Source organism: Bradyrhizobium sp. LA2.1 (assembly GCF_040547725.1).
Classification (GTDB): domain Bacteria; phylum Pseudomonadota; class Alphaproteobacteria; order Rhizobiales; family Xanthobacteraceae; genus Bradyrhizobium; species Bradyrhizobium barranii.
In genome coordinates, this window is the sequence record NZ_JBEPQI010000015.1 from 145,773 (window position 1) to 171,564 (window position 25,792).

Below are 25,792 nucleotides of genomic sequence, written 5' to 3' on the forward strand. Positions count from 1 at the left end.
CCCGGCAAGCCGCCGTGTTCGCCCGCCCCCAAAGCGGAATTATGGCCTATTCGGCCGCAGCTTTCGCGCCCTTGACACCCTGGGCCAGGGCCGCCGTCAGCTCGGCCACGGCGTTAACGGTTTTGGCGGTCGCGCGACCCTCGGCATCGAGGCTGTTCTTGAGTGCATCGACCAGTGCCGTGCCGACCACCGAACCATCGGCCTTCTCGGCAATGGCGCGCGCCGCCTCCGGCGTGCGGATGCCAAAACCAACGCAGATCGGCAGCTTGGTATGCCGCTTGATGCGCGCGACAGCTTCACCAACGGCGTTGGCGTCCGCCGCCGCTGCACCGGTGATGCCGGCGATAGAGACGTAATAGACAAAGCCTGATGTGTTCGCGAGCACCGCGGGCAGGCGCTTGTCGTCGGTGGTCGGGGTCGCGAGGCGAATGAAGTTCAGGCCCGCCTTCAGCGCGGGAATGCAGAGCTCGTCGTCTTCCTCCGGCGGCAAATCGACGATGATCAGGCCGTCAACGCCGGCCGTCTTGGCATCGGCCAAAAACTTGTCGACGCCGTAAATGTAGATCGGATTGTAATAGCCCATCAGCACCAGCGGCGTGACGTTGTCTTCCTTGCGGAAGTCGCGCACCAGTTCCAGCGTCTTCTTCAACGTCATGCCGTTCTTGAGCGCGCGCAGACCTGCAGCCTGAATCGAGGGACCATCCGCCATCGGATCGGTGAAGGGAATGCCGAGTTCGATGACGTCGGCGCCTGCCTTGGGCAGTGCCTTGACGATATCGAGCGACGTCGCGAGATCGGGATCGCCGGCCATCACATAGGTGACGAAGGCCGAGCGGCCCGCTTTCTTCAGCTCGGCGAAACGGGTGTCGATACGCGTGGTCACTTGCTCTTGCCCCTCAGGATGTCGCCGACCTGCGGGACGTCCTTGTCGCCGCGGCCGGAGAGATTGACGACCATCAGGTGATCTCTCGGCCGCTTCGGCGCGAGCTCCATCACCTTGGCGATGGCATGCGCGGGCTCGAGCGCGGGGATGATGCCTTCCAGCCGCGACAGCAACTGGAATGCTGCGAGCGCCTCGTCATCGGTCGCGGAGAGATAGTTGACGCGGCCGATCTCGTGCAGCCAGGAATGCTCGGGGCCGATGCCGGGATAGTCGAGGCCGGCGGAGATCGAATGCGCGTCCTGGATCTGGCCGTCCGCATCCATCAAGAGATAAGTGCGGTTGCCGTGCAGCACGCCGGGACGGCCGCCTGCGATCGAGGCCGCATGCAGTTGCGTGAGCCCATGGCCGGCGGCTTCGACGCCAAAGATTTCGACGGAGGGATCGTCGAGGAACGGATGAAACAGGCCCATCGCGTTCGAGCCGCCGCCGATGCAGGCGACCAGCGAATCCGGCAGGCGTCCCTCGACCTCCTGCATCTGCGTCTTGGTCTCGTTGCCGATGATCGACTGGAAGTCGCGCACCAGCGTCGGATAGGGATGCGGGCCCGCCACCGTGCCGATACAATAGAACGTGTTGTGCACGTTGGTGACCCAGTCGCGCAGCGCCTCGTTCATGGCGTCCTTCAGCGTGCGCGTGCCCGACTGCACCGGGACCACCGTTGCGCCCAGCATCTCCATGCGGATGACGTTGGGCTGCTGCCGCTCGACGTCGACGGCGCCCATATAGACCACGCATTCGAGGCCGAAGCGCGCGCACAGCGTCGCGGTGGCGACACCGTGCTGGCCGGCGCCGGTCTCGGCGATGATGCGCTTCTTGCCCATGCGCCGCGCCAGCATGATCTGGCCGAGCACATTGTTCACCTTGTGCGAACCGGTGTGGTTGAGCTCTTCGCGCTTGAGGTAAATCTTGGCGCCGCCGAGATGCTCGGTGAGGCGCTCAGCGAAATAGAGCGGCGAGGGCCGGCCGACATAGTTCTTGAGATAGCCGTTCATCTCGGCCTGGAACTCCGGATCGGCCTTGGCCGCCGTGTAGGCCTTCTCCAGGTCCAGGATCAGCGGCATCAGGGTTTCGGCGACGAAGCGGCCGCCGAAAATGCCGAAGTGCCCGCGCTCGTCGGGACCGCTGCGGTAGGAATTTGGTTTGGCGATGTTCATCGAACGCTCAACTCTTGACTTGCATCTTGGGTGGCGCGCGCGGCGCGAATGAAGGCCTTGATCATCTCGGGATCCTTGACGCCGGAGGCGCTCTCGACACCGGAGGAGACGTCGACGCCGCCGGCGCGCGTGACCCGAAAGGCCTCGGCGACGTTGTGGGCATCAAGTCCACCCGAGACCATATACGGCAGCTTGAGTTCCAGGTTTTCGAGCAGATGCCAATCGAAGGCCGCGCCGAGGCCGCCGGGACGTGTCGCGTCTTTTGGCGCCCGCGCGTCGAACAGGATGCGATCGGCAACCTCTGCGTAGCCAGGCAGCACGGCGAGATCGGCGGCGGTTGCGACCGGCACCGCTTTCATTACCGGGCGGCCGAACCGCTGCTTGATGTCGCGCAGCCGTGCGACGCTCTCCTTGCCGTGGAGCTGAAGGATATCCGGCGACAGCGCGTCCATGATGTTGTCGAGCGTGGCGTCATCGGCATCGACCGTGAGCGCGACCTTGAGCGCGCGCCGCTTCACCTGGCGGCCGAGGTCGCGGCCAAGCTCCAGAGAGACGTGCCGCGGCGACGGCGGAAAGAACACGAACCCCACCATGTCGGCGCCGGCATCGAGCGCTGTTTCGAGCGTCTCGCGCGTGGACAGGCCGCAGATCTTGACGAGCAGGGACATGGTCTCGAAGCAGGTGAAGGCCGCGGGTCTGCGGCCGGAAAATCGGGTTTTCGGTTGCGGCCGCTTCTACAACGTCGCGCGCTGCTTGTCTCGCCCGATGGGCCCGTAAAGGCCAACCCCGGAGGGAACGGGGAGGCGCTGGGGCTGGGGCTTCGCTGCGGCCGCCTGGGCCCGCAGATCGGCCAATTCGGTCCTGGCAGCCCGTGCATCCGCATCATTCCGGCGCGCCGCGCGCCGCCAGCGCCGCTGGCCGAACCAGACCGCGCAGCCGCCCGCGAGGACCCCGAGGGCCGCCACCAGGATGAGGAGCAGGAACAGCGGCAACGTCACCGAGAATGACGGGTCGTTCGTAATGAAGGGATCGAATGAGACCGTGACGAAATGCCGGTTGGCGACCGCGAAGGTCACCAGGATCAGGCCCAGCGGAATTACGATCAGCGCGGTCAGGAACTTTCGCATCTCGCTTCGCTCGCCTTGAATCAAGCTTCCGGCCGCATCGCTCGCGACCGCGGAAAACCCTGACGCCGGTCTCAGTCTGGCGCGCCGGGATCCGGATGGTCGCGGTTCAGCCGTTCGCGCATTTCCTTGCCGGTCTTGAAGAACGGAACGCTCTTCTGATCGACGGGCACATGGGCGCCGGTGCGCGGATTGCGCCCTGCGCGCGCAGGGCGATGCTTGACCGAGAAGGCACCGAAGCCGCGCAACTCGACGCGATCACCGCGCGCGAGAGCCGCTACGATCTCTTCGAGAATCGCATTCACAATGTTCTCGACATCCCGCTGGTACAGATGCGGGTTGTGCTCGGCGATACGCTGAACAAGTTCGGATTTGATCATCGAGAGATAGGACCCGGAAGCGTGCGGATGACCATTTCCGTGAAAATACTGTGATCTGTCAAGACGCTAAATGAAGGTTGAGCGTCGGGAAAATGCGTGACAAATGCCGAAAAAGCGGGCTGCCCCGCTACCCGCCAGACGGGAAAAGCCTCTGAAGCTCGCCCGGTTCCATCAATTTGACGCTGCCGGCTGCCACAGGGCCAGCATTCCATCCATTCCGAGCCGATCGACGGCCTGCGCGACGCCGGTTTGCCCGATCTGATGCGCAATCGAGCCTAAACCAAGCGCTTCCAGCGTGACGACAGCAGCTGTTTTGAGGAACGGCAGATCGCCAAAGCGGGGCTGGAGCTTGTAATCGCGGACGGTGAGGCCCTTCTTGACGCCCTTCTGCTCGACCAGCCAGGTCACGGCGGTCTTCTCGTCGCCGAGCTGATCGATCAGCTTGAGATCGATCGCCTGGCGTCCGGTGAAGACGCGGCCATCGGCGACTTTTTCGAGCTGCGTGTCATCCATGCCACGCCGCTCCTTCACCAATCCCTTGAACCAGGCATAGGAATCCTTCACCAGCGCATCGAGCGCGGCGCGTGCCTCGGGGCTGGTCGGCTCAAAACCGTTCGGCGCGGCCTTCAGCGGCGAGGATTTCACCTCCTCGACCTTCACACCGACGGTCTTCAGCAGCTCCGTGACGTTGGGAAACTGGAACAGCACGCCGATCGAACCGACCAGCGAGCTCTGCTGGGCAATGATGTGGTCGCTCGCAATCGCGGTGATGTAACCGCCGGACGCGGCGAGGCCTTCGACCACGACGACGAGCGGCTTCTTCGCCTTCAGCCGTACAAGCGAATCATAAAGCTGCTCGGAGCCGGCGGTGGTGCCACCCGGCGAGTTGATGTGAATGATGACGGCGGCGGCCTGCGAGTTCTCCAGTCGCTCCAGCGCCTGGGTGCGATCGGAGTCGCTGCGGATCAGGCCATCGATCTGGACCCGCGCGATCGAGCCGGCGGATGCGAACGTGCCGCGCGCACCAGGTGTTGCGATCAGCGCGAAGCCCGCAATCGCCGCGATCGCGATCAGCGCAGCCATCACGCGCCAGAACGTCAGCTTGCGACGAATCCTGCGGCGATCGACGATGATGTCCGAATCGAGCGACATCGGAATATCTCCAAATGAAAGGCTGGGCGCGTTGTGCCGTCACAGCGTGACCAATGGCTTATCTGGATACATCAATTGCGGCGTAATTTGAAGAAAACAAGGCTGCGTGAGGCCGGATGGTAGCCAAGCACTCAGATGTCATCCCCGCCTAGTGCGCAATTGCGCACGGACGCGGGGACCCATACCCCCAGGGAGAAGTTGTCGCGCGAATTGGCAACCACGAGTCTTCGCCAAACTCGATCCTGTGGTTATGGGTCCCGGGCTCGCGCTTCCGCCTTCGCTCTTCGAGCTACGGCGGACAAGTCGCGCGCCCGGGACGACAGTTGAGTATGCTGCCGCAACAAAAAAGCCCCGGCTCGCGCCGGGGCTTTGATGGTTGCGAAACAGGCGTTTCGCTTACTTGTCGCGGTTCTTGAGCGCGGTGCCGAGAATGTCACCGAGCGTCGCCCCCGAATCGGAGGAGCCGTACTGCGCGATGGCTTCCTTCTCTTCGGCGACTTCGAGCGCCTTGATCGACACCTGGACCTTGCGGGCCTTCTTGTCGAACTGGATCACGCGGGCATCGACCTTCTCGCCGACGGCGAAGCGCTCGGCGCGCTGGTCGTTGCGGTCACGGGCGAGCTCCGAACGCTTGATGAAGGTCGAGAAGTCGGTACCGGTGATCTTCACCTCGATGCCGCTTTCCTTCACTTCGAGCACTTCGCAGGTCACGACCGCGCCCTTCTTGACATCGCCCGGCTCGGCGAAGGGGTCGCCTTCGAGCTGCTTGATGCCGAGCGAGATACGCTCCTTCTCGACGTCCACATCGAGCACCACGGCTTTCACCACGTCGCCCTTCTTGTAGTTGTCGATCACCTGCTCGCCCGGAAGCTTCCAGTCGAGGTCGGAGAGATGGACCATGCCGTCGACGTCGCCCTCGAGGCCCAGGAACAGACCGAACTCGGTCTTGTTCTTGACCTCGCCTTCGACCACCGAACCGGTCGGGTGACCTTCGACGAAGACCTCCCACGGGTTGCGCATGGTCTGCTTGAGGCCGAGCGAGATGCGGCGCTTGACGGAATCGACTTCCAGCACCTGCACTTCGACTTCCTGCGAGGTCGAAACGATCTTGCCGGGGTGCATGTTCTTCTTGGTCCACGACATCTCGGAGACGTGGATCAGGCCTTCGATGCCCGGCTCGAGCTCGACGAACGCACCGTAGTCGGTGATGTTGGTGACGCGGCCGGTGAAGCGGGCACCCAGCGGGTACTTGGCTTCGATGCCCTGCCACGGATCGTCCAGCAGCTGCTTCATGCCCAGCGAGATGCGGTGCGTCTCGTGGTTGATCTTGATGATCTTGACCTTCACGGTCTGGCCGATCGAGAGCACCTCGGTCGGGTGGTTGACGCGGCGCCACGCGATGTCGGTGACGTGCAGCAGACCGTCGATACCGCCGAGATCAACGAACGCACCGTAATCGGTGATGTTCTTGACCACGCCGTCGATGACCTGACCCTCTTCGAGGTTCTGCACCAGCTCCTGACGCTGCTCGGCGCGGGTCTCTTCCAGCACCGTGCGGCGGGAGACGACGATGTTGCCGCGGCGGCGATCCATCTTGAGGATCTGGAACGGCTGCGAGTTGTTCATCAGCGGCGCAACGTCGCGGATCGGACGGATGTCGACCTGCGAGCGCGGCAGGAAGGCCACGGCACCGTCGAGGTCGACGGTGAAGCCGCCCTTGACCTGGTTGAAGATGACGCCGTTGACCTTCTCGTTGTTCTGGAAGGCCTTCTCGAGCTTGCCCCAGCTCTCCTCGCGACGCGCCTTGTCGCGCGACAGCACGGCTTCGCCGAGGGCGTTCTCGATGCGATCGAGGAACACTTCGACCTCGTCGCCGACCTTGATCTCGCTCTCACGGCCGGGGCCGGAAAATTCGCGCAGGGCAACGCGGCCCTCGGTCTTCAGGCCGACGTCGATGACGGCCATGTCTTTTTCAATTGCAACCACCTTGCCCTTGACGACGGAGCTCTCCTGCAGGTTGCCACCTGCGAAGGACTCGTCGAGCATCGCGGCGAAATCGTCGCGCGACGGGCTATAGGTATCAGCAGAAGTCGAAGCCATTTGTTCTCCAGTTGCGGATGTCGTGCCGGCCGTTGGGTTCATGGGCGCATCGCACACGCAGTGTCGGAAGGTCCGCAAGACCTTCGAGCGACCGCTCGTTGCTCCGGCATGGAGGCGGAACAGCGGAGGCGGGCCGGCTGAGGCCCGCGCGTTCGATACGTGGAAATCTTGGTCCGGAGCCTGGATCGCGCCGGGCCCAAACAGGGGACCGGGGTTATCGACCTCAAAGAGCGGGAGCGGGCGCTTCCTCCAATGACGGCGGCGGCTTAACCCCGCGACCGGCCCGCTCGGACGGCCTCGATAATGTCGATGGCGGCCCGGACGCCGCCTTCTATATCCAGTTGGGAGTTATCTAGCAAGTAAGCATCCGGGGCCGGTTTCAAGGGCGCAATCGGCCGGTTCTTGTCGCGCTCGTCGCGCCGGATGATGTCAGCGAGCACCGCCGCCTCGTCCGCCTCCTCGCCCCTCGCCTTGGCCTCCATGGTCCGGCGGCGGGCGCGGACCCTGGGGTCGGCCACGACGAAGATCTTCACGTCGGCATGGGGGCAGATCACGGTTCCAATGTCCCGGCCGTCGAGCACGGCGCCGGGCGGATCGGCGGCGAATTGCCGCTGGAAATTGAGCAGGACCTCGCGAACCCTGGGGATCGCCGAGACGATCGAGGCGCCCTCGCCGGCCTCCTGGGTCTTCAGGGCGGGATTGCCGAACTTTTCGGGATCAAGCTCCAGCGCAGCCTGCACCGCAGCCGCCTCGTCCCGGAGATCATGACCGGATTCCACCACGGCGTAGGCCACCGCGCGATAAATGACGCCGGTATCGAGATGACGATAGCCGTAATGGTGGGCGAGGCGCTTGCCGAGCGTCCCCTTGCCCGAGGCCGCGGGCCCGTCGATGGCGATGATCATGAAAACTCGGCCCCAAGCGAACGCATCATCGGGATGAAGTCCGGGAAACTGGTGGCGATGAAGGCGGTGTCGTCGACGGTCACGGGCTGGTCGGAGGCGCAGCCCATCACCAGCGCGGACATCGCGATGCGATGATCCATGTGCGTGGCGACTGTGCCGCCGCCCGGAACGTGGCCACGCCCCTCGACGATCAGGTCGTCGCCGGAGACCTCGACCTTGACGCCGTTGACGCGGAGCATGTCGGCGGTGGCCTCAAGCCGATCGGATTCCTTGACGCGCAGCTCCTGGAGGCCGCGCATGATGGTCGTGCCCTCGGCGAAGGAAGCCGCCACCGCCAGCACGAGATATTCGTCGATCATCGAGGGCGCGCGCTCCGGCGGCACCTCGACGCCGCGCAGTTTCGACGCGCGCACGCGCAGCTGCGCCATGGGCTCGCCGGCATCGCCGCGGACTTCGCTTTCCTCGATCGAGGCACCCATTTCGCGCAGCGTGGTGAACAGGCCCGTGCGCAGCGGATTGGTCATCACGTCGGACAGGACGACATCCGAGCCTTCGACAATCAGCGCCGCGACGACCGGGAAGGCCGCCGAAGAGGGATCGGCGGGCACAACGACGGTGGCGCCGTGCAGCTCGGGCTGGCCAACGAGCGTGATGCGGCGGCCGTGCTGACCCTCCTGCGCGGAGGTGATGTCGGCGCCAAAGTGCTTCAGCATCAGCTCGGTATGGTCGCGGCTGGCCTCGGTCTCGATCACCGTCGTGGTGCCGGGCGCGGCCAAGCCCGCCAGCAGCACGGCGGATTTGATCTGGGCCGAGGCGACCGGGGTCTTGTAGGTGATCGGCAGCGGATCGCGCGCGCCCTGGACGGTCAGCGGCAGGCGGCCGCCCTCGCCGCCGGACACCACTTTGGCGCCCATCTTCTCGAGCGGGTCGAGGATCCGGCGCATGGGGCGGCTGCGCAGCGAGGCATCGCCGTCGAAAATCGCCGAAATCGGGCAGCCGGCGACGGCGCCCATGACGAGCCGGCAGCCGGTACCGGAGTTGCCGAAATCAAGCGCTGCCCTGGGCTCGGCAAAGCCGGCGACGCCGACGCCGTTCACCTTCCAGGCGAAATCGCCGGTGCGCTCGACCCTGGCGCCCAGCGCCTGCATGGATTTGGCGGTGTTGAGGACGTCCTCGCCCTCGAGCAAGCCCGAAATCCGGGTCTCGCCGACCGCGAGCGCGCCCAGGATGAGGGCACGGTGGGAGATCGACTTGTCCCCGGGGACCCGTACTTTCCCGGTCAGGGGACCGCTTGCGCGCGACTGAAGCGGCGTCGGCTTGTCGGAATCAGTCAAGTTTGTGTCCTTGGATAGGCCCGAAACATCCCTGCGGGGCTCGCGGGGCAGGTACCACAAGGTCTGCCCGCCGTCACGGGCATGTCTTTCTCCCGTAATGCGCTATTGACAGCGGGCCGCCAACTAGCCAAGTGAAACACCGCTTTTCAGACATTCCCAGGATTCCTGCCGTGGCCAAGTCCGAACTCGGAACCAAACGTATTTGCCCGACCACGGGCAAGAAGTTCTATGACCTCAACAAGAATCCGGTGATCTCGCCCTATACCGGCGAAGTCGTCCCGATCGCGCCTGTGGCGCCGGCCCGCGCGACTCGCGGCGCCGAACCTCGCCACACGCCGGCTGCCGACACCACGCCGGAGCCGGCAGAAGTCGAAGAGGTCTCGCTCGAGGAGGCCGACGCCGAGGAAAACACCGGCAAGGTCAAGGCCGCGGTGCCCGAATCCGAGGACGACATCGAGGTCGACGAGACCATCGAGGACGATGACGACGATGATTCGACCTTTATCGCCGACGACGAAGAGGGCGATGAGGACGTCACGGACATCATTGGTGATGTCGGAGGTGATGAAGAGACTTGAGATCAGCCCTGATCTGTGAAAAAGGGTGCACCGCGCGAGTCACCAGGCTCGGCGGTCGGGAGTGATCCACCAGGATCCTCCCAACTGGAAGACTAAGGGGCCATAGCTCAGCTGGGAGAGCGCTTGCATGGCATGCAAGAGGTCGGCGGTTCGATCCCGCCTGGCTCCACCAGCCTTCGCTCGCTTCGCGAGCCACGGCTCGGCAAGCCAGCTCCGCTCCATCGTAGCGAAGCTAGCGAAGGCTGCCGCGGCGTAGCCCGAAGGGCGAAGCCGGGCCTCGGCAAAAGCTTATCCTGAGAGATACTGTCCATCCACTGCGCAAGGCGGGGGATAGGATGAAGTACGTCTACATTCTCGAAAGCCTCGATTCCGGCCATTTCTACATCGGCATCACTGATGATCTGCGAGCCCGGCTCGCAAAGCACAACGCCGGCGAAGTGCCACATACATCAAAGTATGGCCCATGGCGCATCAAGACCTACATCGCTTTCAGCGATGAGGCTAAGGCTGTTGCGTTCGAGAAATATCTGAAATCAGCTTCGGGCCGCGCATTTGCAAAGAAGCGGCTTTGAGGAGAGAAACTCGCGGCGAGGTACGAGAGGATTGAGCTCGCCGCCCCCCCTACTCCCCGATCACCGCATTCAACCGATCCCGCAGCGCCACGATCTCGTCTTTCATCGCGACCAGCTCCGACACCGAGCAGTCCGACGCCGCCAGGATCGATTGCGGCACGGCGCGCGCTTTTTCCTTCAAGGCATGGCCCTGCGGGGTCAGCGCGATCAGCACCTGACGTTCGTCCTCGCGCGAGCGCGTGCGCCTGACGAGGTGGGCGGCCTCGAGGCGCTTGAGCAGCGGCGTCAGCGTGCCCGAATCCAGGAACAGCTTTTCGCCGATGTCTTTGACCGGCACGTCGTCACGCTCCCACAGCACCAGCATCACCAGATATTGCGGATAGGTCAGGCCGAGCCGGTCGAGCAGCGGCTTGTAGACCCGGTTGAAGGCATGCGCGGCCGAATAGACCGCGAAGCAGATCTGGTTGTCGAGGCGCTGCGGGTCCAGCGCCGATAATTTCCGGGGCATCGAGAATCTCACGCGGTTTCCTCCATTCTGGGACCGGGCGGCCGTACATTCAATTGCGAACAATTAAATGTGAGGCATGCAAATTTCAATTGCGCGCAATCTAATTGTTTGCGATGTAGGTTCCACCCCAACCCGAAGACCTGAGGAGACGAAAATGTCGGTAAACGTCCTGTACAAGACCAGCGCAAAGGCCACCGGCGGCCGCGACGGCCATGCGGCGACCCTCGACGGCGCGCTCGACGTCAAGCTCACCACGCCGAAGGAACTCGGCGGTGGCGGCGGCGCCGGCAACAATCCCGAGCAGCTGTTTGCGGCCGGCTATGCTGCCTGCTTCATCGGCGCGATGAAGTTCGTGGCCTCGCAGGGCGGCCCGAAGGTTCCGGCTGACGCCTCGGTCACCTCCACCGTCGGCATCGGCCCGCGCGCGGCCGGCGGCTTCGGTCTCGACATCGATCTGGCCGTCTCGCTGCCGGGCCTCGCCCGCGCGGAAGCCGAGGCGCTGGTCGAGAAGGCCCACCAGGTGTGCCCCTACTCCAATGCCACGCGCGGCAATGTCGACGTTCGCCTGACGGTCGTCTGATCAAACGGCGGATTGGCTGGCCCGAGATCCCCCTCGGGCCGGCCGCTTTCCTTTGTTTTGCCACGCCGCGGGATTGCACGGCGGCACCGCATACGCCCCTACGCACCAAGCCATTGCTGGCGCAAAAAAACCTCGCTAGGCCTGTGATCAATGATCGACACAGGGGAAGCGAAGGCATGACTGAAGCCGTTTTGGGCGCAATGAGCGGACTGCGCGTCATCGATCTCACGCGCGTGCTCGGCGGTCCCTACTGCACCCAGATCCTCGCCGACCACGGCGCCGACGTGATCAAGGTCGAGCCGCCCGCCGGCGACGAGGTGCGCGACTGGGGCCCTCCTTTCCACGAGGAAGACGCGGCCTATTTCATCGGCATCAACCGCAACAAGCGCTCGATCGGCCTCGACCTCGCCTCCGAGGGCGGCCGAATCGTGCTGCTCAAGATGCTGGAGACAGCCGACGTCCTGATCGAGAATTTCAAGCCGGGCACGCTGGAGAAATGGGGCATCGGCAACGATGTGCTCAGCAAGAAATTCCCGCGCCTGGTGCATTGCCGGATCTGCGGCTTCGGCGCCGACGGACCGCGCGGCGGCAATCCCGGCTATGACGCCATCATCCAGGCGATGACCGGCATGATCGCGGCGACCGGCTCGCCCGAGAGCGGACCGATGCGGATCGGCGTGCCGCTGGTCGACATCACGACGGGCCTCTATGCGGCGATCGGCATCCTGATGGCGCTGTCGGAGCGGCAGCGCTCGGGCCAGGGCCAGTTCCTGGAGACGACGCTGTACGAGACCGGCCTTGCCATCATGCATCCGCACACCGCGAATTATTTCATGCACGGCAAGCCGCCGTCGCTCACCGGCAACGAGCATCCCAACCTCGTGCCTTACGCGATCTTCCCGACCAAGACCGACGACATCTTCATCGGCGTCGGCAATGACGGCACCTTCCGCAAGCTCGCCAAGGAAATCGGCAAGCCCGAGCTCGGCACCGATCCGCGCTTTGCCCGCAACAAGGACCGCATCGCCAATCGCGAGGCGCTGCGGGCCGAGCTCGCCGCCGTGTTCAGCCAGCACGAGGCCGAGCCGCTGTGCAATCGTCTGCTCGCCGCCGGCCTGCCCGCAGGTCCCGTGCAGAAGATCGACCAGGCCTTGACCAACCCGCACACGATCGCCCGCGGCGATGTCATCGAGAAGGACTGGTACAAGGGCGTGGCCTCGCCGATCCGGCTCGATCGCAGCAAGCCGAGCCTGCGCCGCCTGCCGCCGAAATTCAGCCAGCACTCCCAGGAGGTGCTGGGCGAGTTCGGCTACTCCAAATCGGAGATCGACGCGATGGTCGAAAAGGGCACCGTCTGCGGCCCCGAGCGCAAGCGCTAGACGCCCTCGCCGCCTCACCCGAGCAAATGCCGCACTGCGGCGCGGGCACGCATGTGCGCCGCGAACAGAGGAGGCTGCGCGCTCGGCATTCGCCTATTTGACGGCTTCCCTTTTGGCCGCGCTTGCTGCTTTCGTTTCTCCCGCTTACACAGTCATGTGAACGTCATATGGCGCTGCTAGCGCAAGCGCTTCTTTTTGACGGCCAAGGGAGGTTTACTTGATGGCTCTTCGACACTTTGGGGCGGCTGCCGCAGTTGCGATCACGATCGGCATGGGCGCATCGCCGGCCTTGGCCGTGACCGAAATCCAGTGGTGGCACGCGATGACCGGCGCCAACAACGACGTCATCGTCAAGCTCGCCACCGACTTCAACGCCTCGCAGACCGACTACAAGGTGATCCCGACCTACAAGGGCAACTATCCCGATACGATGAACGCCGGCATCGCGGCGTTCCGCGCCGGCAACGCCCCGCACATCATGCAGGTGTTCGAAGTCGGCACCGCGACCATGATGGCCGCGACCGGCGCCGTAAAACCCGTCTACAAGCTGATGGCCGAGGCCGGCGAGAAGTTCGACCCCAAGATCTATCTGCCCGCCATCACCGGCTACTACTCGACCTCGAAGGGCGAGATGCTGTCCTTCCCGTTCAACTCGTCGTCGACCGTCATGTGGGTCAACCTCGACGAGCTCAAGAAGGCGAATGTCGAGATCCCCAAGACCTGGCCGGAAACGTTCGAGGCCGCCAAGAAGCTGAAGGCTGCGGGTCATGACACCTGCGGCTTCTCGGGTTCCTGGGTCACCTGGGTCAATCTCGAGCAGCTCTCCGCCTGGCACAACGTGCCGCTCGCCAGCAAGGCCAACGGCCTCGACGGCTTCGACACCGTGCTCGAGTTCAACGGCCCGCTCCAGGTCAAGCATCTCGAAACCCTGGTCGAGCTGCAGAAGACCAAGACCTACGACTATGCCGGCCGCACCAACACCGGCGAAGGCCGCTTCACCTCCGGCGAATGCCCGATTTACCTGACCTCGTCGGCGTTCTTCGGCAACGTCAAGGCGCAGGCCAAGTTCAACTTCACCGCCGTGCCGATGCCATACTATCCGGACGTCAAGGGCGCGCCGCAGAACTCGATCATCGGCGGCGCTTCGCTCTGGGTCATGGGCGGCAAGTCGGCCGACGAATACAAGGGTGTCGCGAAGTTCCTGACCTTCCTCTCGGACACCGATCGCCAAGTCTACATCCACAAGGCCTCGGGCTATCTGCCGATCACCAAGGCGGCCTACGCCAAGGCGAAGGAAGAAGGCTTCTACAAGGATCAGCCCTATCTCGAGACCCCGCTGATCGAGCTGACCAACAAGGAGCCAACCGACAATTCGCGCGGTCTGCGCCTCGGCAACATGGTTCAGCTGCGTGACGTCTGGTCGGAAGAGATCGAGCAGGCGCTGGCCGGCAAGAAGACCGCCAAGCAGGCGCTGGATGCTGCCGTCGAGCGCGGCAACACGATGCTGCGCCAGTTCGAAAAGACTGCCGTCAAGTGAGGCGATGAGCGGCAGGCCGCAAGCCGGCCTGCCGCTCACCTGACATCATGCAAAAGCAAGCCATTTTCCAAGCAAAACTATTGCCCTACGCGCTGGTTGCGCCGCAGCTCGCGATCGTCCTGATTTTTTTCTACTGGCCGGCCGCGCAGGCGGTGATCCAATCCTTCCTGCTCCAGGACGCCTTCGGTCTGTCGACAAGCTTCGTCTGGTTCGAGAATTATCAGGACCTGTTCAAGGACCCGGCCTATTTCGAGGCGGTTGTCCGTACGTTCGTCTTTTCGTTCGCCATCGCCGTCTCGTCGCTGTCCTTCGCGCTCTTGCTCGCCGTGATGGCGGACAAGCCGCTGCGCGGCTCAATGCTCTACCGCACGCTGCTGATCTGGCCCTATGCGGTGGCGCCGCCCGTCGTCGGCGTGCTCTGGATCTTCATGCTGCATCCCTCGCTCGGCGTGCTGTCGCGCTATCTGCGCAACCTGGGCGTCGACTGGAATCCGCTGCTCGACGGCAACCAGGCGGCTGGGCTGATCATCCTCGCCGCGGCGTGGAAGCAGATCTCCTATAATTTCCTGTTCTTCCTCGCCGGCCTGCAAGCCATCCCCCGAAGCGTGTTCGAGGCCGCCGCGATCGACGGCGCCCGTCCGATGCGGCGGTTCTGGACCGTGACCTTCCCGCTGCTGTCGCCCACGATCTTCTTCCTGCTGGTCGTCAACATCGTCTACGCCTTCTTCGACACCTTCGGCATCATCGACACCATGACCCGCGGCGGTCCCGGCACATCGACGGTCACGCTGGTCTACAAGGTCTATTCCGACGGCCTGCTCGGCGGCAATCTCGGCAGCTCGGCAGCGCAATCGGTGATCCTGATGGTCATGGTGATCGTGCTGACGGGAATCCAGTTCCGCTTCGTCGAACGCAAGGTGACCTACTGATGGTCGAAGAAGAGGGCTTTCGGCGCTACGTCGCCCACGCGATTCTCTGGATCGGGATCGCGATCGTCGCATTCCCGGTCTACATCGCGATCGTCGCCTCGACCCAGGACAACGCCCTGATCGCGAACGGGCAGATGTCGCTGCTGCCGGGCGGACACTTCTTCGAGGTCTACTACAAGACCATCTTCGTCGGCACGAGCGGCTCGACCCGCGAGCCCGTCGGCAACATGATGCTGAACTCGCTGGTGATGGCGCTGGCAATCGCGATCGGCAAGATCGCGATCTCGATCATCTCGGCCTATGCGATCGTGTATTTCCGCTTTCCGTTCCGGATGGCGATCTTCTGGATCATCTTCATCACGTTGATGCTGCCGGTCGAGGTGCGCATCTATCCGACCTACAAGATCGTCGCCGATCTGCACATGCTCGACAGCTATGCCGGCCTCGCGCTGCCGCTGATCGCGTCGGCCACCGCGACGCTGCTGTTCCGCCAGTTCTTCATGACCGTGCCGGACGAGCTGCTGGAGGCCTCGCGCATCGACGGCGCCGGCCCCTTGCGCTTCTTCTGGGATACGCTGCTGCCGCTGTCGCGCACCAACATGGCGGCGCTGTTCGTGATCCTCTTCATCCTCGGCTGGAATCAATATCTCTGGCCGCTGCTGATCACCACGCGCGACGACATGCAGACCATCCAGGTCGGCATCCGCAAGATGATCACCACCACCGATGCGCTGACCGAATGGCCGATCGTGATGGCGACCGCCGTGCTGGCCATGCTGCCGCCGGTGTTCGTCGTCGTCGCCATGCAGAAATTGTTCGTGCGCGGCCTGGTCGAGACGGAAAAGTAGAAGCGAGTTTTCATGGCTAACGTCACCCTGCGCAACGTCCGCAAGACCTATCCCGGCGGCTTCGAGGCCATCAAGGGCGTCAACGTCGATGTCGGCGACGGCCAGTTCTGCGTGCTGGTCGGTCCCTCCGGCTGCGGCAAGTCCACGCTGCTGCGCATGGTCGCAGGGCTCGAGACCGTCACCGGCGGCGAGATCGACATCGGCGGCCGCGTCGTCAACCAGATCGAGCCCGCCGATCGCGACATCGCGATGGTGTTCCAGAACTACGCGCTCTATCCGCATATGAGCGTCTTCAACAACATGGCCTACGGCCTGCGCAACCGCGGCATGAAGGAGGCCGAGGTCAAGACCCGCGTCGAGGAAGCCGCACGCGTGCTCGAGCTCGCGCCGATGCTGGAGCGCAAGCCGCGCCAGCTCTCCGGCGGCCAGCGCCAGCGCGTCGCGATGGGCCGCGCCATCGTGCGCCAGCCGAAAGTCTTTCTGTTCGACGAGCCGCTGTCGAACCTCGACGCAAAGCTGCGCATTGCAATGCGGGTCGAGATCCGCAAGTTGCAGCGCCGGCTCAACACGACGTCGATCTACGTCACCCACGACCAGCTCGAGGCGATGACGCTCGCCGATATTCTCGTGGTGATGAATGGCGGCCAGGTCGAGCAGGTCGGCAATCCGCTCGCGATCTACGAGAAGCCGGCGACGACCTTCGTCGCCTCCTTCATCGGGGCACCGCCGATGAACCTGATGTCGACGCGCGCCGATGAGATCAAATCGCAGCTCGACGGCAGCGCGACCGAGGCCGGCATCCTCGGCATCCGCCCTGAAGACTTCGTGATCACCGACCAGACCCCGGCCGGCGGTGTCGCATTGCCGCTGACGGTGGAAGCGATCGAGCGCGTCGGCGCGGAAACCTTCGTCTACGGCACGCGGGCCCAGGACGACCAGCGCGTCGCCGCCACCCCCGGCGAGTTGCCGCCCGGCGAGGTCATCGTCCGCATTCCCGGAACCGAGGCCCCCGCCATCGGTGAGAGGATCCGCGTCGCGGCGGTACGGCCGAAACTGCACCTTTTCAGCGGTGACGGACGGACCCGGATCGAAGCCTGACCGGTTCCGAGGGCCGCCCGATCAAAAACCAGAAAAACAACCCCATGCACAGTAGCCGGGGTTTGTTTTCATTGGAGAAATCGCTCCGCCAATTCGTCATGCCCGGGCTTGTCCGAGCATTTAAGTTCCCGGTGCCGAATCGGGCGCATCTGCGCGGCCGCAGGCGGGGTCAGGCGCGAAATCGGCCAATCCACAGGCCCCCGCTACGTCCTTGAACCGACACGGGGTTATGACCATATTGCTGACCAAGGGGCGCCGCTTCCGGGCCCTGAAATGCCAAAGTCGCTTCGAGAGGACTTTGTAAACTATGTCTCGTGTTCCCACGCTTTCCAGTCCGTTCCTTCTGGGCTTCGACGAGATCGAGCGCGTGCTTGATCGCGTCGTCAAAGGCGCCGACGGCTACCCTCCCTACAATATCGAGAGGTGCGACCGGTCGGACGGCCAGCCCGAGCGGCTGCGGATCACGCTGGCGGTCGCCGGATTCACCCGCGACCAACTCGATGTAACCATTGAGGAAAACCAGCTCGTGATTCGCGGGCGGCAGCAGGACGACAAGACCCGGCAATACATCCATCGCGGCATCGCCGCGCGCCACTTCCAGCGCACCTTCGTGCTGGCGGAGGGGATGCTCGTGCTGGGAGCGGATCTGAAGAACGGGCTGCTGTCGGTCGATCTTGCCCGGCCTGAACCGGAGAGGATCGTTAAGACAATCGCTATCAATGAGCACGAATAATGGAACGAGTAGCGGACTCGACCGCTTAGTTTCTGTGAAGGAGTCGAGACCATGAGTGAAGGTCACGTTGCGTTCGAATACGAAGCCAAGAACGTCTCGCCCGAGACGCTGGCAACTCTCGGCGAAGGTCATATCGCCTATGTGAAGCAGATCCGCTCCGAGGATGTGCCGGGCCTGTTTCCCGAAGCGCCAAAGATCGCGCCGGGCCTCAAGCTCTTCGCGCTCCACGCCGCCGACGGCACGCCGATCATGCTGACCGACAGCCGCGAAGCCGCGGTCGCCAACGCCTGGAGCAACGAGCTGCAAGCCGTGAGCGTGCACTGACGCACGCTTAGCGCGACATCTGCGAATTCAAATGCGCGGGCATGCCTCAAGGCGGCCCGCGCATTTTTTATGGGCCATCCCATGACGCGGCACCAAGCGGACGCCTCGCTTTCTTTGTGCTATGGCCCGATATCCTCCGGCTACTCGATCAGCCGGATCGGGCTATGGAAGCGTGACCAGACCATCATGACCGACGAGCCAATCGCGTACATTGGAGGTGCTCAGGCTCGATTCGTTAGGGCGGTGTTGGCATTTCGCCGTTGGGCTGATCGCTACCCTGTTGGCCAGAGATCTGACGAGTGGGAATGCGACTATGGAGAATGGCCCGCGATCACGACTGCCTTCGCCGCGTTCCTGGATTCGGGCGTTCCGCAGCATTGGAGCGCTCCTATCGTCGAGTTGCTGCTTTACATCCTTGCTCGCGACAATGAGGTGGAGGTACTCAAGCGTGAGTTGATGGCCAAGCCGGCTCATCTGCTGGCTTTGGCGAGGTTGGCCCCGCATTCGCCGGAGCGAGATGCCCGGTGGCAACTCGCTGATGCGCTTGGGAGCGACGAATTTGCCGCCGATGAAGTCGAACCACTGTTGGAGCAATTCTTTCACGACGCGGATGAGTATGTAAGCCGGCGAGCGCTTCTTGCTCTCGCGCGCAGGCGGTCGAAAAGGTCGGAGACGCTGGCGCTTCGCGCGTGGAGCACGGAGCATGAATATCAGCGGATGGCCGCGCTCGACGCACTTTCCGCGGTTAACTCGCCGTTGTTGCCGTCATATCTCGATCTCGCTCAGCGCGATGGGCGGCAGTATCTCGTCAATTTTGCCAATTCGCTCCGCGCGAAGCCGGCTTCAGAAGGTAGCGAGTAGGAGAAGGCGACCACATCGACCGAACGTCGTCTTGCACCGCTCGGGTATTGCCGACGCACCGTCACCCTTGATTAGCTGCCTGACCGCCCTGCCAGCCGCGCGCGAATGTCCGGCTTCAGCACCTTGCCCACCTTCGAGCGCGGCAGGTCGTCCCGGACTTCGATCAGCTTCGGTGTCTCACCGTCGCCCGCGCTCCCGCCATTTTTCTTCGCCGACCAGACAGGACACCCGGGGCTCTTTCTCGGCGGTTCGGACGATCCTCCCCTCCGGCGTGAGGCCCGCAACTTCGAGAACAAGCTTGGTCCGGATCGCTTCCTGGAATTTTTCGCGATCCTTGATTGTCATGATGAAGGCGCCCGGCCCTCCGATCACGCAGTCCTCGTAATAGAGATCGAGATTCTCGATATCGGTCGTCAAATAGGACGGCTCCTTCACCATGATCGGCAGGCCGTTGATGATGATGCCTTTCTCAACGGCAGCGTCGCGCGCGCCGGTGACGGGGGCTCCGTCGTTGTTCGGCCCATCGCCGGAAATGTCGATGACGCGCCGCGACCCGCGATAGGGATTCTCTTCGAACAGCTGCACTGCGAAATTGATCGCGCCGGAAATCGAGGTGCTCGAACCTCGGCGAATCGGCGTTTTCATGATCTCGGCGGCCACGGCGTCCGCCGATTCCGGGCCGTCGATCACGCGCCACGGAATGATGATCCTGTCGTCGCCCGACATCGACCATTCGAAATAGGTCAGAGCCACCTTGCTGGCCGGACGGGCCCTTAGCGCCTGAAGAAAGTCTTTCGAGACGATGGCCTGTGCATAGCCCTCGCGCTGAATGGCGAGTTCGTCCAGATCCATCGAATAGGAGACGTCGACGGCGATAACGAGCTCGACATTGACGGACAGTGCGCTGTGCCTGGCGTCGGCTATCCCTGATTTCGGGCTCGGCGCGGCAATGCTGGCAACGTCACCTCCGACGATCGCCCCCGCAACAAGCACCGCCCCGACCGAGACACACCAGCGCATGGCGGCCCTCCCGTCCGTTCAAAAGCATGGTGACACCCAAAACGCGCATCGAAAAGCGGAAACATGCCTTTGCCTGCCCGGACACGGATGAGAGTTCCAGGCCCGCGCGAATGTCCGCGTCAGCGCGTCTCGCGGATATCGTCGAAGCGATGGGCGCTGCAATAAGATGCGCCTCAGCCGCCTGAACGCTCCGCCAGCCGCGCGCGGATGTCCGGCTTCAAGACCTTGCCGACCTTGGAACGCGGCAGGTCGTCCCAGACTTCGATCTGCTTCGGTGTCTTGACGCTGCCGATCCGCGCCTTGACGAAGGCAGCCAGCGCCGTCGCATCGACGCTTTGGCCGGCGCGGGGCTGCACCACGGCGACGATCCGCTCACCCCATTTCTCGTCCGCCAGCCCGATCACGGCGCAATCCTGCACCGCCTCATGCGCCCGCAGCGCGTTCTCGACCTCGATCGAGTAGACGTTGAACCCGCCGGTGATGATCATGTCCTTGGCGCGATCGACGATATAGAGGTAGCCGTCGTCGTCGATGTAGCCGATGTCGCCGGTGTGATGCCAGCCATGCGCGGAGGCTTCCGCCGTAGCCTCGGGATTTTTGTAATAGCCCTCCATCACCAGCGAACCGCGGACCACGATCTCGCCGCGGGCGCCGGTCGGCAGCAAATTGCCGTCGCCATCCATGATGCCGGCCTGCACCAGCGGGCTGATCCGCCCGGCCGAGGCGAGACGCTCCATCGCGATCGTGCCGTCCGCATTGTAATGCTCGCTAGGTGCCATCATCGAGATCATCATCGGCGCTTCGGTCTGACCGAACAACTGCGCCATCGGCCCGATACGCTGGAGCGCTTCCGCAAGCCGCGCGGCCGAGATCGGCGCCGCGCCGTACCAGAAACATTGCAGAGACCCGAGCCTCGCGGAGTCGAGCTTCGGATGATCGAGCAGCATGTAGATCACGGTCGGCGGCAGGAAGGTGTGCGTGACGCGATAGCGCTCGATCAGATCGAGGAATTCGGCGATGTCGGGGTGATGCATGATCACGATGCGGCCGCCGAGCGCCATGATCGGGAAACACAGCACGCCGGCCGCGTGGGTCAGCGGCGCAAGCGCGAGGTAGATCGGGCGGCCCTTGAAGGGATAGCCCATCAGCGTCAGTGCCGTCATAGCCTCGATGTTGCGGCCCGACAGCATGACCCCCTTCGGCTTGCCGGTGGTGCCGCCGGTGCCCGGGATCATCGCGAGATCGTCGATCGTCTCGCGTTGATAGTGGTCGTCTGCAAGGCCGGCGAGCCAGCTGTCGAACGAGGGCGCGAAGGACAACTCGGCATCGAGGCAGACGACGGCGCGCAGCTTTGGCAGCTCTGCACGCACCGCCTCGACCATCGACGCGAAGCTTGAATGAAACAACAGCAGGCTGCAGTCGAATTGCTCGAGGATGAGCCGATTTTCGGCTGCCTCGTTACGCGGATTGATCGGGCACCAGACCGAGCCCGCGCGGGAAATGCCGAACACGCAGGCAAACGCGACCGGATCGTTGCCGGAGAGGATTGCGACCTTCTCGCCGGCAGCAATGCCCGATCGCGCGAGCCCGCGCGCGACGCGGTAGCTCAGCCGCTGCACGTCGCGATAGCTGAGGTCGCGTCCATCCATGGTGAGGCATGGCGCGTCGGCGCCGAGCGAGGCACCTTTGTCCAGGTAATCGATGAAGCGCATGATCAACACCCGAAGCGGCAGCGGGTGACGCGGAGGTCCGCGCCACCCGCGATTGACTTAATCGTGCACGGTCAGAACCGGCTTGCTGACGAGCCCGAAGCTGCGCAACTGCCCAAGCAGCTCGTGATGGCCGAACGCCTGGCAGCCGGAGGCGAACCCCACGCGCTTCGGCGGCTGCTGCAACAGATGGGCCGCAGCATAGGCCTGCAACATGCCGGTCTGCTTGTAGTTGCTGTTGCCGTTGATGACGCAGTGCGCGCGCCCCAACGGGCCGGAGGCATGCACCGAATCCATCGACTTGTTGACGCGCGGGTTCTCGCGCGGCGGCATGGTGTTCATCACACCGGCAGCGGTCTGCGCCAACGCGGCGTAGCGGTCGTCGGGCTTCATGTCCTTGGTCGCGTCCAGCGCGGCCGCGACGATCTGCGGCACAGCCAACATCAGCCCGCGGTTGAACACGCCGCCCAGCACCTTCACGTTGGCCACGCGCGGATCGCGCTTGAACCACACCGGGTGCGAGGTGCCTCCCCAGGGCAACGCCAGCGCCAGCTCGTGCTGACCGGGGATGGCGAGGTTGTAGAGGCCGGCATCGGGCTGATGCTCGACGTACTTGTTCTGCTCCAGGTAGTAGGCCTTGGCCATCGCGGCGTTGACCAGGATGGTCTGCGTCGATGCGATGGTCGGGCTGCCACCCCAGAACACGGCAATGTCCAGCGTGTCGAGGCCGGGCGTCTCCAGGCACAGCTGGGCGGCGATCTCGCCGGTGGTGTACATCTGCGCGATGCCTGGCGCCAACAGCAGCCCGGCATTGGCGAACTTCGTGCCCCACTCCTGCTCGAGCGTGATCAGCCAGTCCTGCTCACCGGTGGTGTCGGTGTAATGACACTTGGAAGCGAGGCAAGCCTGCACCACTTCGCCGCCGAACTTGGCGAAGGGACCCACGGTGTTGAGCACCACCGAGGCGCCCTTGAACAATTCAGTCAGCGCAGCCACGGTGTGCGGCACCTTAACCACCTCGTAGTCGGCGGTCTCGATGCCCGCTACATTCGACTTCATCGCGGCGTTGAGCTTCTCATTGCTGCGGCCGGCGGCGATGAAGGGGATGTTGTATTCGCGTAAGTATTCACAGACCAGCCGGCCAGTATAGCCGGAAGCGCCATAGACGATGACGGGCTTCTTCTCGCTCATTGCGTTCCTCCGAAATGCTTGTTGTCGGCTTTGTTGTTACATGCCCATGCCGCCATCGACCGGCAGTCCGATGCCGGTGATGAAGCGCGCCTCGTTCGAGCACAGGAACACCGCGGCATCGCCGATGTCCGTGACCTCGGCGAGACGGCCGAGCGGGGTTTGCTCCACCACCGAGCCGACTGCGGCGTTGACGTCAGCCGCGAGCCCGACCTTGACGATGTCGTTGGCGAGCTGCATGCCCATGTCGGTCGGGATCAGGCCCGGATAGATGCAGTTTACGCGCACGCCGAAACCGAGCTTGCCGGCTTCCATCGCTCCGACCCGCGTCATGCGGTCAACCGCGGATTTGGTGCCCGAATAGACCGCGATGCTCGGGAAGGCGATCGTTGCCGCAACCGAGGCGATGTTGACGACGGCGCCGCCCTTGCCGGCCGGCCCGCCCGGGCGCATGGCACGGAAGGCGTGCTTCATGCCGAGCACGGTGCCAACGATATTGACGTCGCACATCCGCCGCGCGTCCTCGGCCTTGACCTCGGAGATCAGCGACGTGATCTCGATGCCGGCATTGTTGATCAGAATGTCGTAGCCGCCGAGGGTTGCGACGGTGTTGGCAACCGCCCGCTCCCATTGAGCGTCGTCGGTGACGTCGAGCTGGACGAAGCCCGTGGCGACGTCTTCCTTCGCGATAGCGGCTGCGCTGGCGCGGCCGGTCTCTTCCAGGATGTCGGCGATCATGATCGAGGCGCCGGCTCGCGCCAGCGCTTGCGCGATGGCCGCCCCGATTCCTCGGGCACCGCCGGTGACCAGGGCTTTCCTGCCTGCAAGGCTCTTCCCACTCATGACCCACTCCTCCGTTGCTGGTGATCGATTCGTGCTGCGCCAATCGGCGCGCACCAAGTCGATGGGCGCAGGCCTTTCGGCGGCACCCAGCGAAGCGTTCCTCCATGGTCGGACGTCTTGACGACTGTCCAAATTCTTGGTGCGAACCTCCGCCAGAATCTTGACACTTGTCAAGAACGAATTTGACAGTTGTCAAAGGAAGTGGTTGTGAGGGGATGGAGCATTCCGCGGTCGACGCGGTATAAGTCCTTGAAAGAACGGGACTGAGGATAAGGACAAGATGGCGCGGCAGGTGACGGGAGCGGCCCGGCGTGTGGCTGATGCGGCCGAGGTGCTGCGCGACGAGAAGTTCAACGCGCGGCGCGTCGAGCTTGCCGAGGCCGCGCTCGAAACGCTTGGAGAGCTCGGCTTCGCACGCACCAGCCTGCGCGAAATCGCGCAGAACTCGGCGTTCACGCACGGCGTGTTCCACTATTATTTCAGCGACAAGCTCGACCTGATCTGCTGCTGCGTCCGCCACTACAAGGCGAAGTGCGTGACGCGATATGACGATGTCGTCGCGACAGCAACGAGCCGCGACGAATTGACGGAGGGTTTCCTCGCCAAGCTCGCAGCAACGCTGCAGAGCGAAGCCCGTATGCACCGCCTTTGGTACGACCTGCGCTCGCAGGCGATGTTCGAGGCGGCGTTTCGCAAGGATGTACTCGAGATCGACAAGAGCCTGGAAGCGATGATCTGGCGCATCGCCTCCCGCTATGCCGAGCTCGGCGGCAAGCGGCCGGCGTCGTCGCCCGCCGCGCTCTATGCGCTGTTCGACGGTCTATTCCAAAGTGCGCTGCTCAAGCACCTCGCGGGTGACAAGACGGCGATTCCCGAACTGCTCGACGAAGTCCGGCGCCTGCTGCCGACGGTCTGCTGACGCACACGAGCGGCGCCGGCGAAGGCTCTGCAGCGCACCGCTCTCGACGATGCTTCGCATCGCGAGGGACGCGCTGCGCTGCGTCCGGGGCACGAGAGCGGAGATGCGCGCTCTTTCGAGACGCATCACTTCAAAAAGCCAAGTCCTTCGCGCGCCGTGTCCACGGCCCATTGGTCGCCCGGCGGCAGCGCGAGCACGCTATTGAAATCGGCGCGCGCATGTTTGGCGTCGGACAGTTTCATATAGAGGATGCCGCGATTGACCAGAGCGACCTGATTGCCGGGATCGAGCCGTATCGCCTCGTTGTAGTCGGCGAGCGCGCGATCGTTCTCGCCCATGTCGCGAAACGCACTGGCGCGATTGTTGTAGGCCGTCGAATTTCCCGGCTGAAGCCGAATCGCTTCGTCGAAATCGGCAACAGCACGTTGATCGTCGCCCTTTTTGTGCCAGGCGAGGGCGCGAGCGAGATATGCCCTCTCGAAGGAAGGCATGATCCTCGTGACGTCATCAAGCTCGCGGATGGCGTTGTCGGTGTCGTCCTTTTTCAGGAGAACGATGGCCCGGCAATAATGGCCGCCAGCACTCCCGGGCTCCAGACGGACGGCGGTGTTGCAGTCGTCGAGAGCCTCGTCGATCTCGCCCTTGTTGAAATGGACGGTGCTTCGCAGCTCGTAGGGCCATGCGGCGGCGGGATTGCGCCGCATCGCCTCGTTGTAATCGGCGACGGCATGATCGGAGTCGCGCTTCGCCGCATACGCTTCCCCTCTCTTGATAAGAGCAAAGTAGGCTTGCTTGGGATTGCGTTCGATGGCCTCGGTAAACGCGCCGATCGCCAGATCGAAGTCGCGATTGTTGAAATATTCGAGGGCACGGGAGGTGTAGGACGGTCCGTAGCCGGGATCGAGGCGAATGGCATCGTTGTAATCGGCCAAAGCGCGATCCCGTTCGCCCTTCGCCGAATAGGCGCGGCCGCGGCAGTTATAAGCCCGTCCGAAATTCGGATCGATCCGTATCGCGGCGCCGCAGTCCTCGAAGGCGCGATCCCTGTCCCGCTTGACCAAGTTTCGCCGCGCA

Annotated in this window: 27 protein-coding genes and 1 tRNA gene; 13 read left to right on the forward strand and 15 right to left on the reverse strand. The window is 63.7% G+C overall.

Annotation, left to right across the window (positions count from 1 at the left end; genetic code table 11):
* Positions 1 to 46 precede the first annotated feature (46 nt).
* From trpA to aroA, 9 genes are all read right to left on the reverse strand, one after another.
* A complete protein-coding gene (trpA, locus tag ABIB95_RS27580; RefSeq protein WP_354243890.1) occupies positions 47 to 883 on the reverse strand; it encodes a tryptophan synthase subunit alpha in 837 nt (278 codons plus the stop codon).
* Complete coding sequence (gene trpB / locus ABIB95_RS27585) at positions 880 to 2,097, reverse strand: tryptophan synthase subunit beta (protein ID WP_354243893.1); 1,218 nt, start codon at positions 2,095 to 2,097, stop codon at positions 880 to 882. Before trpB ends, trpA begins: the two co-directional genes overlap by 4 nt.
* A complete protein-coding gene (locus ABIB95_RS27590; RefSeq protein WP_354243896.1) occupies positions 2,094 to 2,765 on the reverse strand; it encodes a phosphoribosylanthranilate isomerase in 672 nt (223 codons plus the stop codon). The genes trpB and ABIB95_RS27590 overlap by 4 nt, the downstream gene beginning before the upstream one ends.
* Before the next feature lie 66 nt (positions 2,766 to 2,831).
* Positions 2,832 to 3,224, reverse strand: coding sequence for a lipopolysaccharide assembly protein LapA domain-containing protein (locus tag ABIB95_RS27595; RefSeq protein ID WP_063985960.1), 393 nt, complete (start codon positions 3,222 to 3,224; stop codon positions 2,832 to 2,834).
* Positions 3,225 to 3,295: 71 nt separating this feature from the next.
* Complete coding sequence (locus tag ABIB95_RS27600) at positions 3,296 to 3,601, reverse strand: integration host factor subunit beta (RefSeq protein ID WP_007598410.1); 306 nt, start codon at positions 3,599 to 3,601, stop codon at positions 3,296 to 3,298.
* A 171-nt stretch (positions 3,602 to 3,772) separates the two neighbouring features.
* Entirely contained in the window at positions 3,773 to 4,753 is a 981-nt protein-coding gene (gene sppA / locus ABIB95_RS27605; protein ID WP_028149797.1) for a signal peptide peptidase SppA, read from the reverse strand.
* Between the two features lie 396 nt (positions 4,754 to 5,149).
* A complete protein-coding gene (gene rpsA / locus ABIB95_RS27610; protein ID WP_071908897.1) occupies positions 5,150 to 6,853 on the reverse strand; it encodes a 30S ribosomal protein S1 in 1,704 nt (567 codons plus the stop codon).
* Between the two features lie 266 nt (positions 6,854 to 7,119).
* A complete protein-coding gene (gene cmk, locus ABIB95_RS27615; protein ID WP_354243901.1) occupies positions 7,120 to 7,758 on the reverse strand; it encodes a (d)CMP kinase in 639 nt (212 codons plus the stop codon).
* Complete coding sequence (gene aroA, locus ABIB95_RS27620) at positions 7,755 to 9,092, reverse strand: 3-phosphoshikimate 1-carboxyvinyltransferase (RefSeq protein ID WP_354243904.1); 1,338 nt, start codon at positions 9,090 to 9,092, stop codon at positions 7,755 to 7,757. The genes cmk and aroA overlap by 4 nt, the downstream gene beginning before the upstream one ends.
* A 170-nt stretch (positions 9,093 to 9,262) precedes the next feature.
* On the opposite strand from aroA, the gene ABIB95_RS27625 reads away from it, so the two are divergent.
* From ABIB95_RS27625 to ABIB95_RS27635, 3 genes are all read left to right on the forward strand, one after another.
* The gene (locus tag ABIB95_RS27625; RefSeq protein ID WP_063980175.1) at positions 9,263 to 9,670 is read left to right on the forward strand and encodes a TIGR02300 family protein; all 408 of its coding nucleotides are present in this window, start codon (positions 9,263 to 9,265) and stop codon (positions 9,668 to 9,670) included.
* Between the two features lie 96 nt (positions 9,671 to 9,766).
* Positions 9,767 to 9,842, forward strand: a tRNA-Ala gene (locus tag ABIB95_RS27630).
* A 163-nt stretch (positions 9,843 to 10,005) separates the two neighbouring features.
* A complete protein-coding gene (locus ABIB95_RS27635) occupies positions 10,006 to 10,242 on the forward strand; it encodes a GIY-YIG nuclease family protein (protein WP_166063842.1) in 237 nt (78 codons plus the stop codon).
* A gap of 49 nt (positions 10,243 to 10,291) precedes the next feature.
* On the opposite strand, the gene ABIB95_RS27640 is transcribed toward ABIB95_RS27635, so the two are convergent.
* Complete coding sequence (locus ABIB95_RS27640; RefSeq protein WP_028149792.1) at positions 10,292 to 10,750, reverse strand: MarR family winged helix-turn-helix transcriptional regulator; 459 nt, start codon at positions 10,748 to 10,750, stop codon at positions 10,292 to 10,294.
* 154 nt (positions 10,751 to 10,904) lie between these two features.
* On the opposite strand from ABIB95_RS27640, the gene ABIB95_RS27645 reads away from it, so the two are divergent.
* The 9 genes from ABIB95_RS27645 (at position 10,905) to ABIB95_RS27685 (ending at position 19,039) form a co-directional block, all read left to right on the forward strand.
* On the forward strand, positions 10,905 to 11,330 hold the full coding sequence (locus ABIB95_RS27645; protein ID WP_045004850.1) for an organic hydroperoxide resistance protein: 426 nt from the start codon (positions 10,905 to 10,907) through the stop codon (positions 11,328 to 11,330).
* A gap of 176 nt (positions 11,331 to 11,506) precedes the next feature.
* A complete protein-coding gene (locus ABIB95_RS27650; RefSeq protein ID WP_354243906.1) occupies positions 11,507 to 12,709 on the forward strand; it encodes a CaiB/BaiF CoA transferase family protein in 1,203 nt (400 codons plus the stop codon).
* Between the two features lie 220 nt (positions 12,710 to 12,929).
* Positions 12,930 to 14,246, forward strand: a complete 1,317-nt coding sequence (ugpB, locus tag ABIB95_RS27655) for a sn-glycerol-3-phosphate ABC transporter substrate-binding protein UgpB (protein WP_135214036.1) — start codon at positions 12,930 to 12,932, stop codon at positions 14,244 to 14,246.
* 47 nt (positions 14,247 to 14,293) lie between these two features.
* The gene (ugpA, locus tag ABIB95_RS27660) at positions 14,294 to 15,175 is read left to right on the forward strand and encodes a sn-glycerol-3-phosphate ABC transporter permease UgpA (RefSeq protein WP_063980179.1); all 882 of its coding nucleotides are present in this window, start codon (positions 14,294 to 14,296) and stop codon (positions 15,173 to 15,175) included.
* On the forward strand, positions 15,175 to 16,023 hold the full coding sequence (gene ugpE, locus ABIB95_RS27665) for a sn-glycerol-3-phosphate ABC transporter permease UgpE (protein WP_063980180.1): 849 nt from the start codon (positions 15,175 to 15,177) through the stop codon (positions 16,021 to 16,023). The genes ugpA and ugpE overlap by 1 nt, the downstream gene beginning before the upstream one ends.
* 12 nt (positions 16,024 to 16,035) lie before the next feature.
* Complete coding sequence (locus tag ABIB95_RS27670; RefSeq protein WP_208083755.1) at positions 16,036 to 17,121, forward strand: sn-glycerol-3-phosphate import ATP-binding protein UgpC; 1,086 nt, start codon at positions 16,036 to 16,038, stop codon at positions 17,119 to 17,121.
* A gap of 307 nt (positions 17,122 to 17,428) precedes the next feature.
* Entirely contained in the window at positions 17,429 to 17,854 is a 426-nt protein-coding gene (locus tag ABIB95_RS27675) for an Hsp20 family protein (RefSeq protein WP_014438749.1), read from the forward strand.
* Between the two features lie 51 nt (positions 17,855 to 17,905).
* A complete protein-coding gene (locus tag ABIB95_RS27680; RefSeq protein ID WP_011083553.1) occupies positions 17,906 to 18,178 on the forward strand; it encodes a BQ00720 family protein in 273 nt (90 codons plus the stop codon).
* 81 nt (positions 18,179 to 18,259) lie between these two features.
* Positions 18,260 to 19,039: a HEAT repeat domain-containing protein gene (locus ABIB95_RS27685; protein ID WP_354243910.1), complete on the forward strand. Its 780-nt coding sequence runs from the start codon at positions 18,260 to 18,262 to the stop codon at positions 19,037 to 19,039.
* A 177-nt stretch (positions 19,040 to 19,216) separates the two neighbouring features.
* Here the strand turns inward: ABIB95_RS27685 and ABIB95_RS27690 are convergent, their stop codons facing one another.
* The 4 genes from ABIB95_RS27690 to ABIB95_RS27705 form a co-directional block, all read right to left on the reverse strand.
* Positions 19,217 to 20,059 (reverse strand): DUF1194 domain-containing protein, encoded by an 843-nt coding sequence (locus ABIB95_RS27690; RefSeq protein WP_135214033.1) that lies wholly within the window; start codon positions 20,057 to 20,059, stop codon positions 19,217 to 19,219.
* A gap of 173 nt (positions 20,060 to 20,232) precedes the next feature.
* Entirely contained in the window at positions 20,233 to 21,771 is a 1,539-nt protein-coding gene (locus tag ABIB95_RS27695) for an AMP-binding protein (protein WP_354243915.1), read from the reverse strand.
* 57 nt (positions 21,772 to 21,828) lie between these two features.
* Positions 21,829 to 22,959 (reverse strand): DUF5938 domain-containing protein, encoded by a 1,131-nt coding sequence (locus ABIB95_RS27700; RefSeq protein WP_354243918.1) that lies wholly within the window; start codon positions 22,957 to 22,959, stop codon positions 21,829 to 21,831.
* A gap of 36 nt (positions 22,960 to 22,995) precedes the next feature.
* Entirely contained in the window at positions 22,996 to 23,799 is an 804-nt protein-coding gene (locus ABIB95_RS27705) for an SDR family NAD(P)-dependent oxidoreductase (RefSeq protein WP_166347320.1), read from the reverse strand.
* Positions 23,800 to 24,079: 280 nt separating this feature from the next.
* Here ABIB95_RS27705 and ABIB95_RS27710 point away from each other — a divergent pair, with 280 nt between their 5' ends.
* Entirely contained in the window at positions 24,080 to 24,718 is a 639-nt protein-coding gene (locus ABIB95_RS27710; RefSeq protein ID WP_208068490.1) for a TetR/AcrR family transcriptional regulator, read from the forward strand.
* 125 nt (positions 24,719 to 24,843) lie between these two features.
* Here the strand turns inward: ABIB95_RS27710 and ABIB95_RS27715 are convergent, their stop codons facing one another.
* The gene (locus ABIB95_RS27715) at positions 24,844 to 25,779 is read right to left on the reverse strand and encodes a tetratricopeptide repeat protein (RefSeq protein ID WP_354243922.1); all 936 of its coding nucleotides are present in this window, start codon (positions 25,777 to 25,779) and stop codon (positions 24,844 to 24,846) included.
* Positions 25,780 to 25,792 lie beyond the last annotated feature (13 nt).

Bases quoted from the DNA above. Each gene is read 5' to 3' on its own strand.
- trpB (WP_354243893.1), bottom strand. From the start codon at position 2,097: ATGAACATCGCCAAACCAAATTCCTACCGCAGCGGTCCCGACGAGCGC.
- ABIB95_RS27590 (WP_354243896.1), bottom strand. From the start codon at position 2,765: ATGTCCCTGCTCGTCAAGATCTGCGGCCTGTCCACGCGCGAGACGCTC.
- ABIB95_RS27595 (WP_063985960.1), bottom strand. From the start codon at position 3,224: ATGCGAAAGTTCCTGACCGCGCTGATCGTAATTCCGCTGGGCCTGATC.
- ABIB95_RS27600 (WP_007598410.1), bottom strand. From the start codon at position 3,601: ATGATCAAATCCGAACTTGTTCAGCGTATCGCCGAGCACAACCCGCAT.
- sppA (WP_028149797.1), bottom strand. From the start codon at position 4,753: ATGTCGCTCGATTCGGACATCATCGTCGATCGCCGCAGGATTCGTCGC.
- rpsA (WP_071908897.1), bottom strand. From the start codon at position 6,853: ATGGCTTCGACTTCTGCTGATACCTATAGCCCGTCGCGCGACGATTTC.
- cmk (WP_354243901.1), bottom strand. From the start codon at position 7,758: ATGATCATCGCCATCGACGGGCCCGCGGCCTCGGGCAAGGGGACGCTC.
- ABIB95_RS27635 (WP_166063842.1), top strand. From the start codon at position 10,006: ATGAAGTACGTCTACATTCTCGAAAGCCTCGATTCCGGCCATTTCTAC.
- ABIB95_RS27640 (WP_028149792.1), bottom strand. From the start codon at position 10,750: ATGCCCCGGAAATTATCGGCGCTGGACCCGCAGCGCCTCGACAACCAG.
- ABIB95_RS27645 (WP_045004850.1), top strand. From the start codon at position 10,905: ATGTCGGTAAACGTCCTGTACAAGACCAGCGCAAAGGCCACCGGCGGC.
- ABIB95_RS27650 (WP_354243906.1), top strand. From the start codon at position 11,507: ATGACTGAAGCCGTTTTGGGCGCAATGAGCGGACTGCGCGTCATCGAT.
- ugpB (WP_135214036.1), top strand. From the start codon at position 12,930: ATGGCTCTTCGACACTTTGGGGCGGCTGCCGCAGTTGCGATCACGATC.
- ugpA (WP_063980179.1), top strand. From the start codon at position 14,294: ATGCAAAAGCAAGCCATTTTCCAAGCAAAACTATTGCCCTACGCGCTG.
- ugpE (WP_063980180.1), top strand. From the start codon at position 15,175: ATGGTCGAAGAAGAGGGCTTTCGGCGCTACGTCGCCCACGCGATTCTC.
- ABIB95_RS27670 (WP_208083755.1), top strand. From the start codon at position 16,036: ATGGCTAACGTCACCCTGCGCAACGTCCGCAAGACCTATCCCGGCGGC.
- ABIB95_RS27675 (WP_014438749.1), top strand. From the start codon at position 17,429: ATGTCTCGTGTTCCCACGCTTTCCAGTCCGTTCCTTCTGGGCTTCGAC.
- ABIB95_RS27680 (WP_011083553.1), top strand. From the start codon at position 17,906: ATGAGTGAAGGTCACGTTGCGTTCGAATACGAAGCCAAGAACGTCTCG.
- ABIB95_RS27685 (WP_354243910.1), top strand. From the start codon at position 18,260: ATGACGCGGCACCAAGCGGACGCCTCGCTTTCTTTGTGCTATGGCCCG.
- ABIB95_RS27690 (WP_135214033.1), bottom strand. From the start codon at position 20,059: ATGCGCTGGTGTGTCTCGGTCGGGGCGGTGCTTGTTGCGGGGGCGATC.
- ABIB95_RS27695 (WP_354243915.1), bottom strand. From the start codon at position 21,771: ATGCGCTTCATCGATTACCTGGACAAAGGTGCCTCGCTCGGCGCCGAC.
- ABIB95_RS27700 (WP_354243918.1), bottom strand. From the start codon at position 22,959: ATGAGCGAGAAGAAGCCCGTCATCGTCTATGGCGCTTCCGGCTATACT.
- ABIB95_RS27705 (WP_166347320.1), bottom strand. From the start codon at position 23,799: ATGAGTGGGAAGAGCCTTGCAGGCAGGAAAGCCCTGGTCACCGGCGGT.
- ABIB95_RS27710 (WP_208068490.1), top strand. From the start codon at position 24,080: ATGGCGCGGCAGGTGACGGGAGCGGCCCGGCGTGTGGCTGATGCGGCC.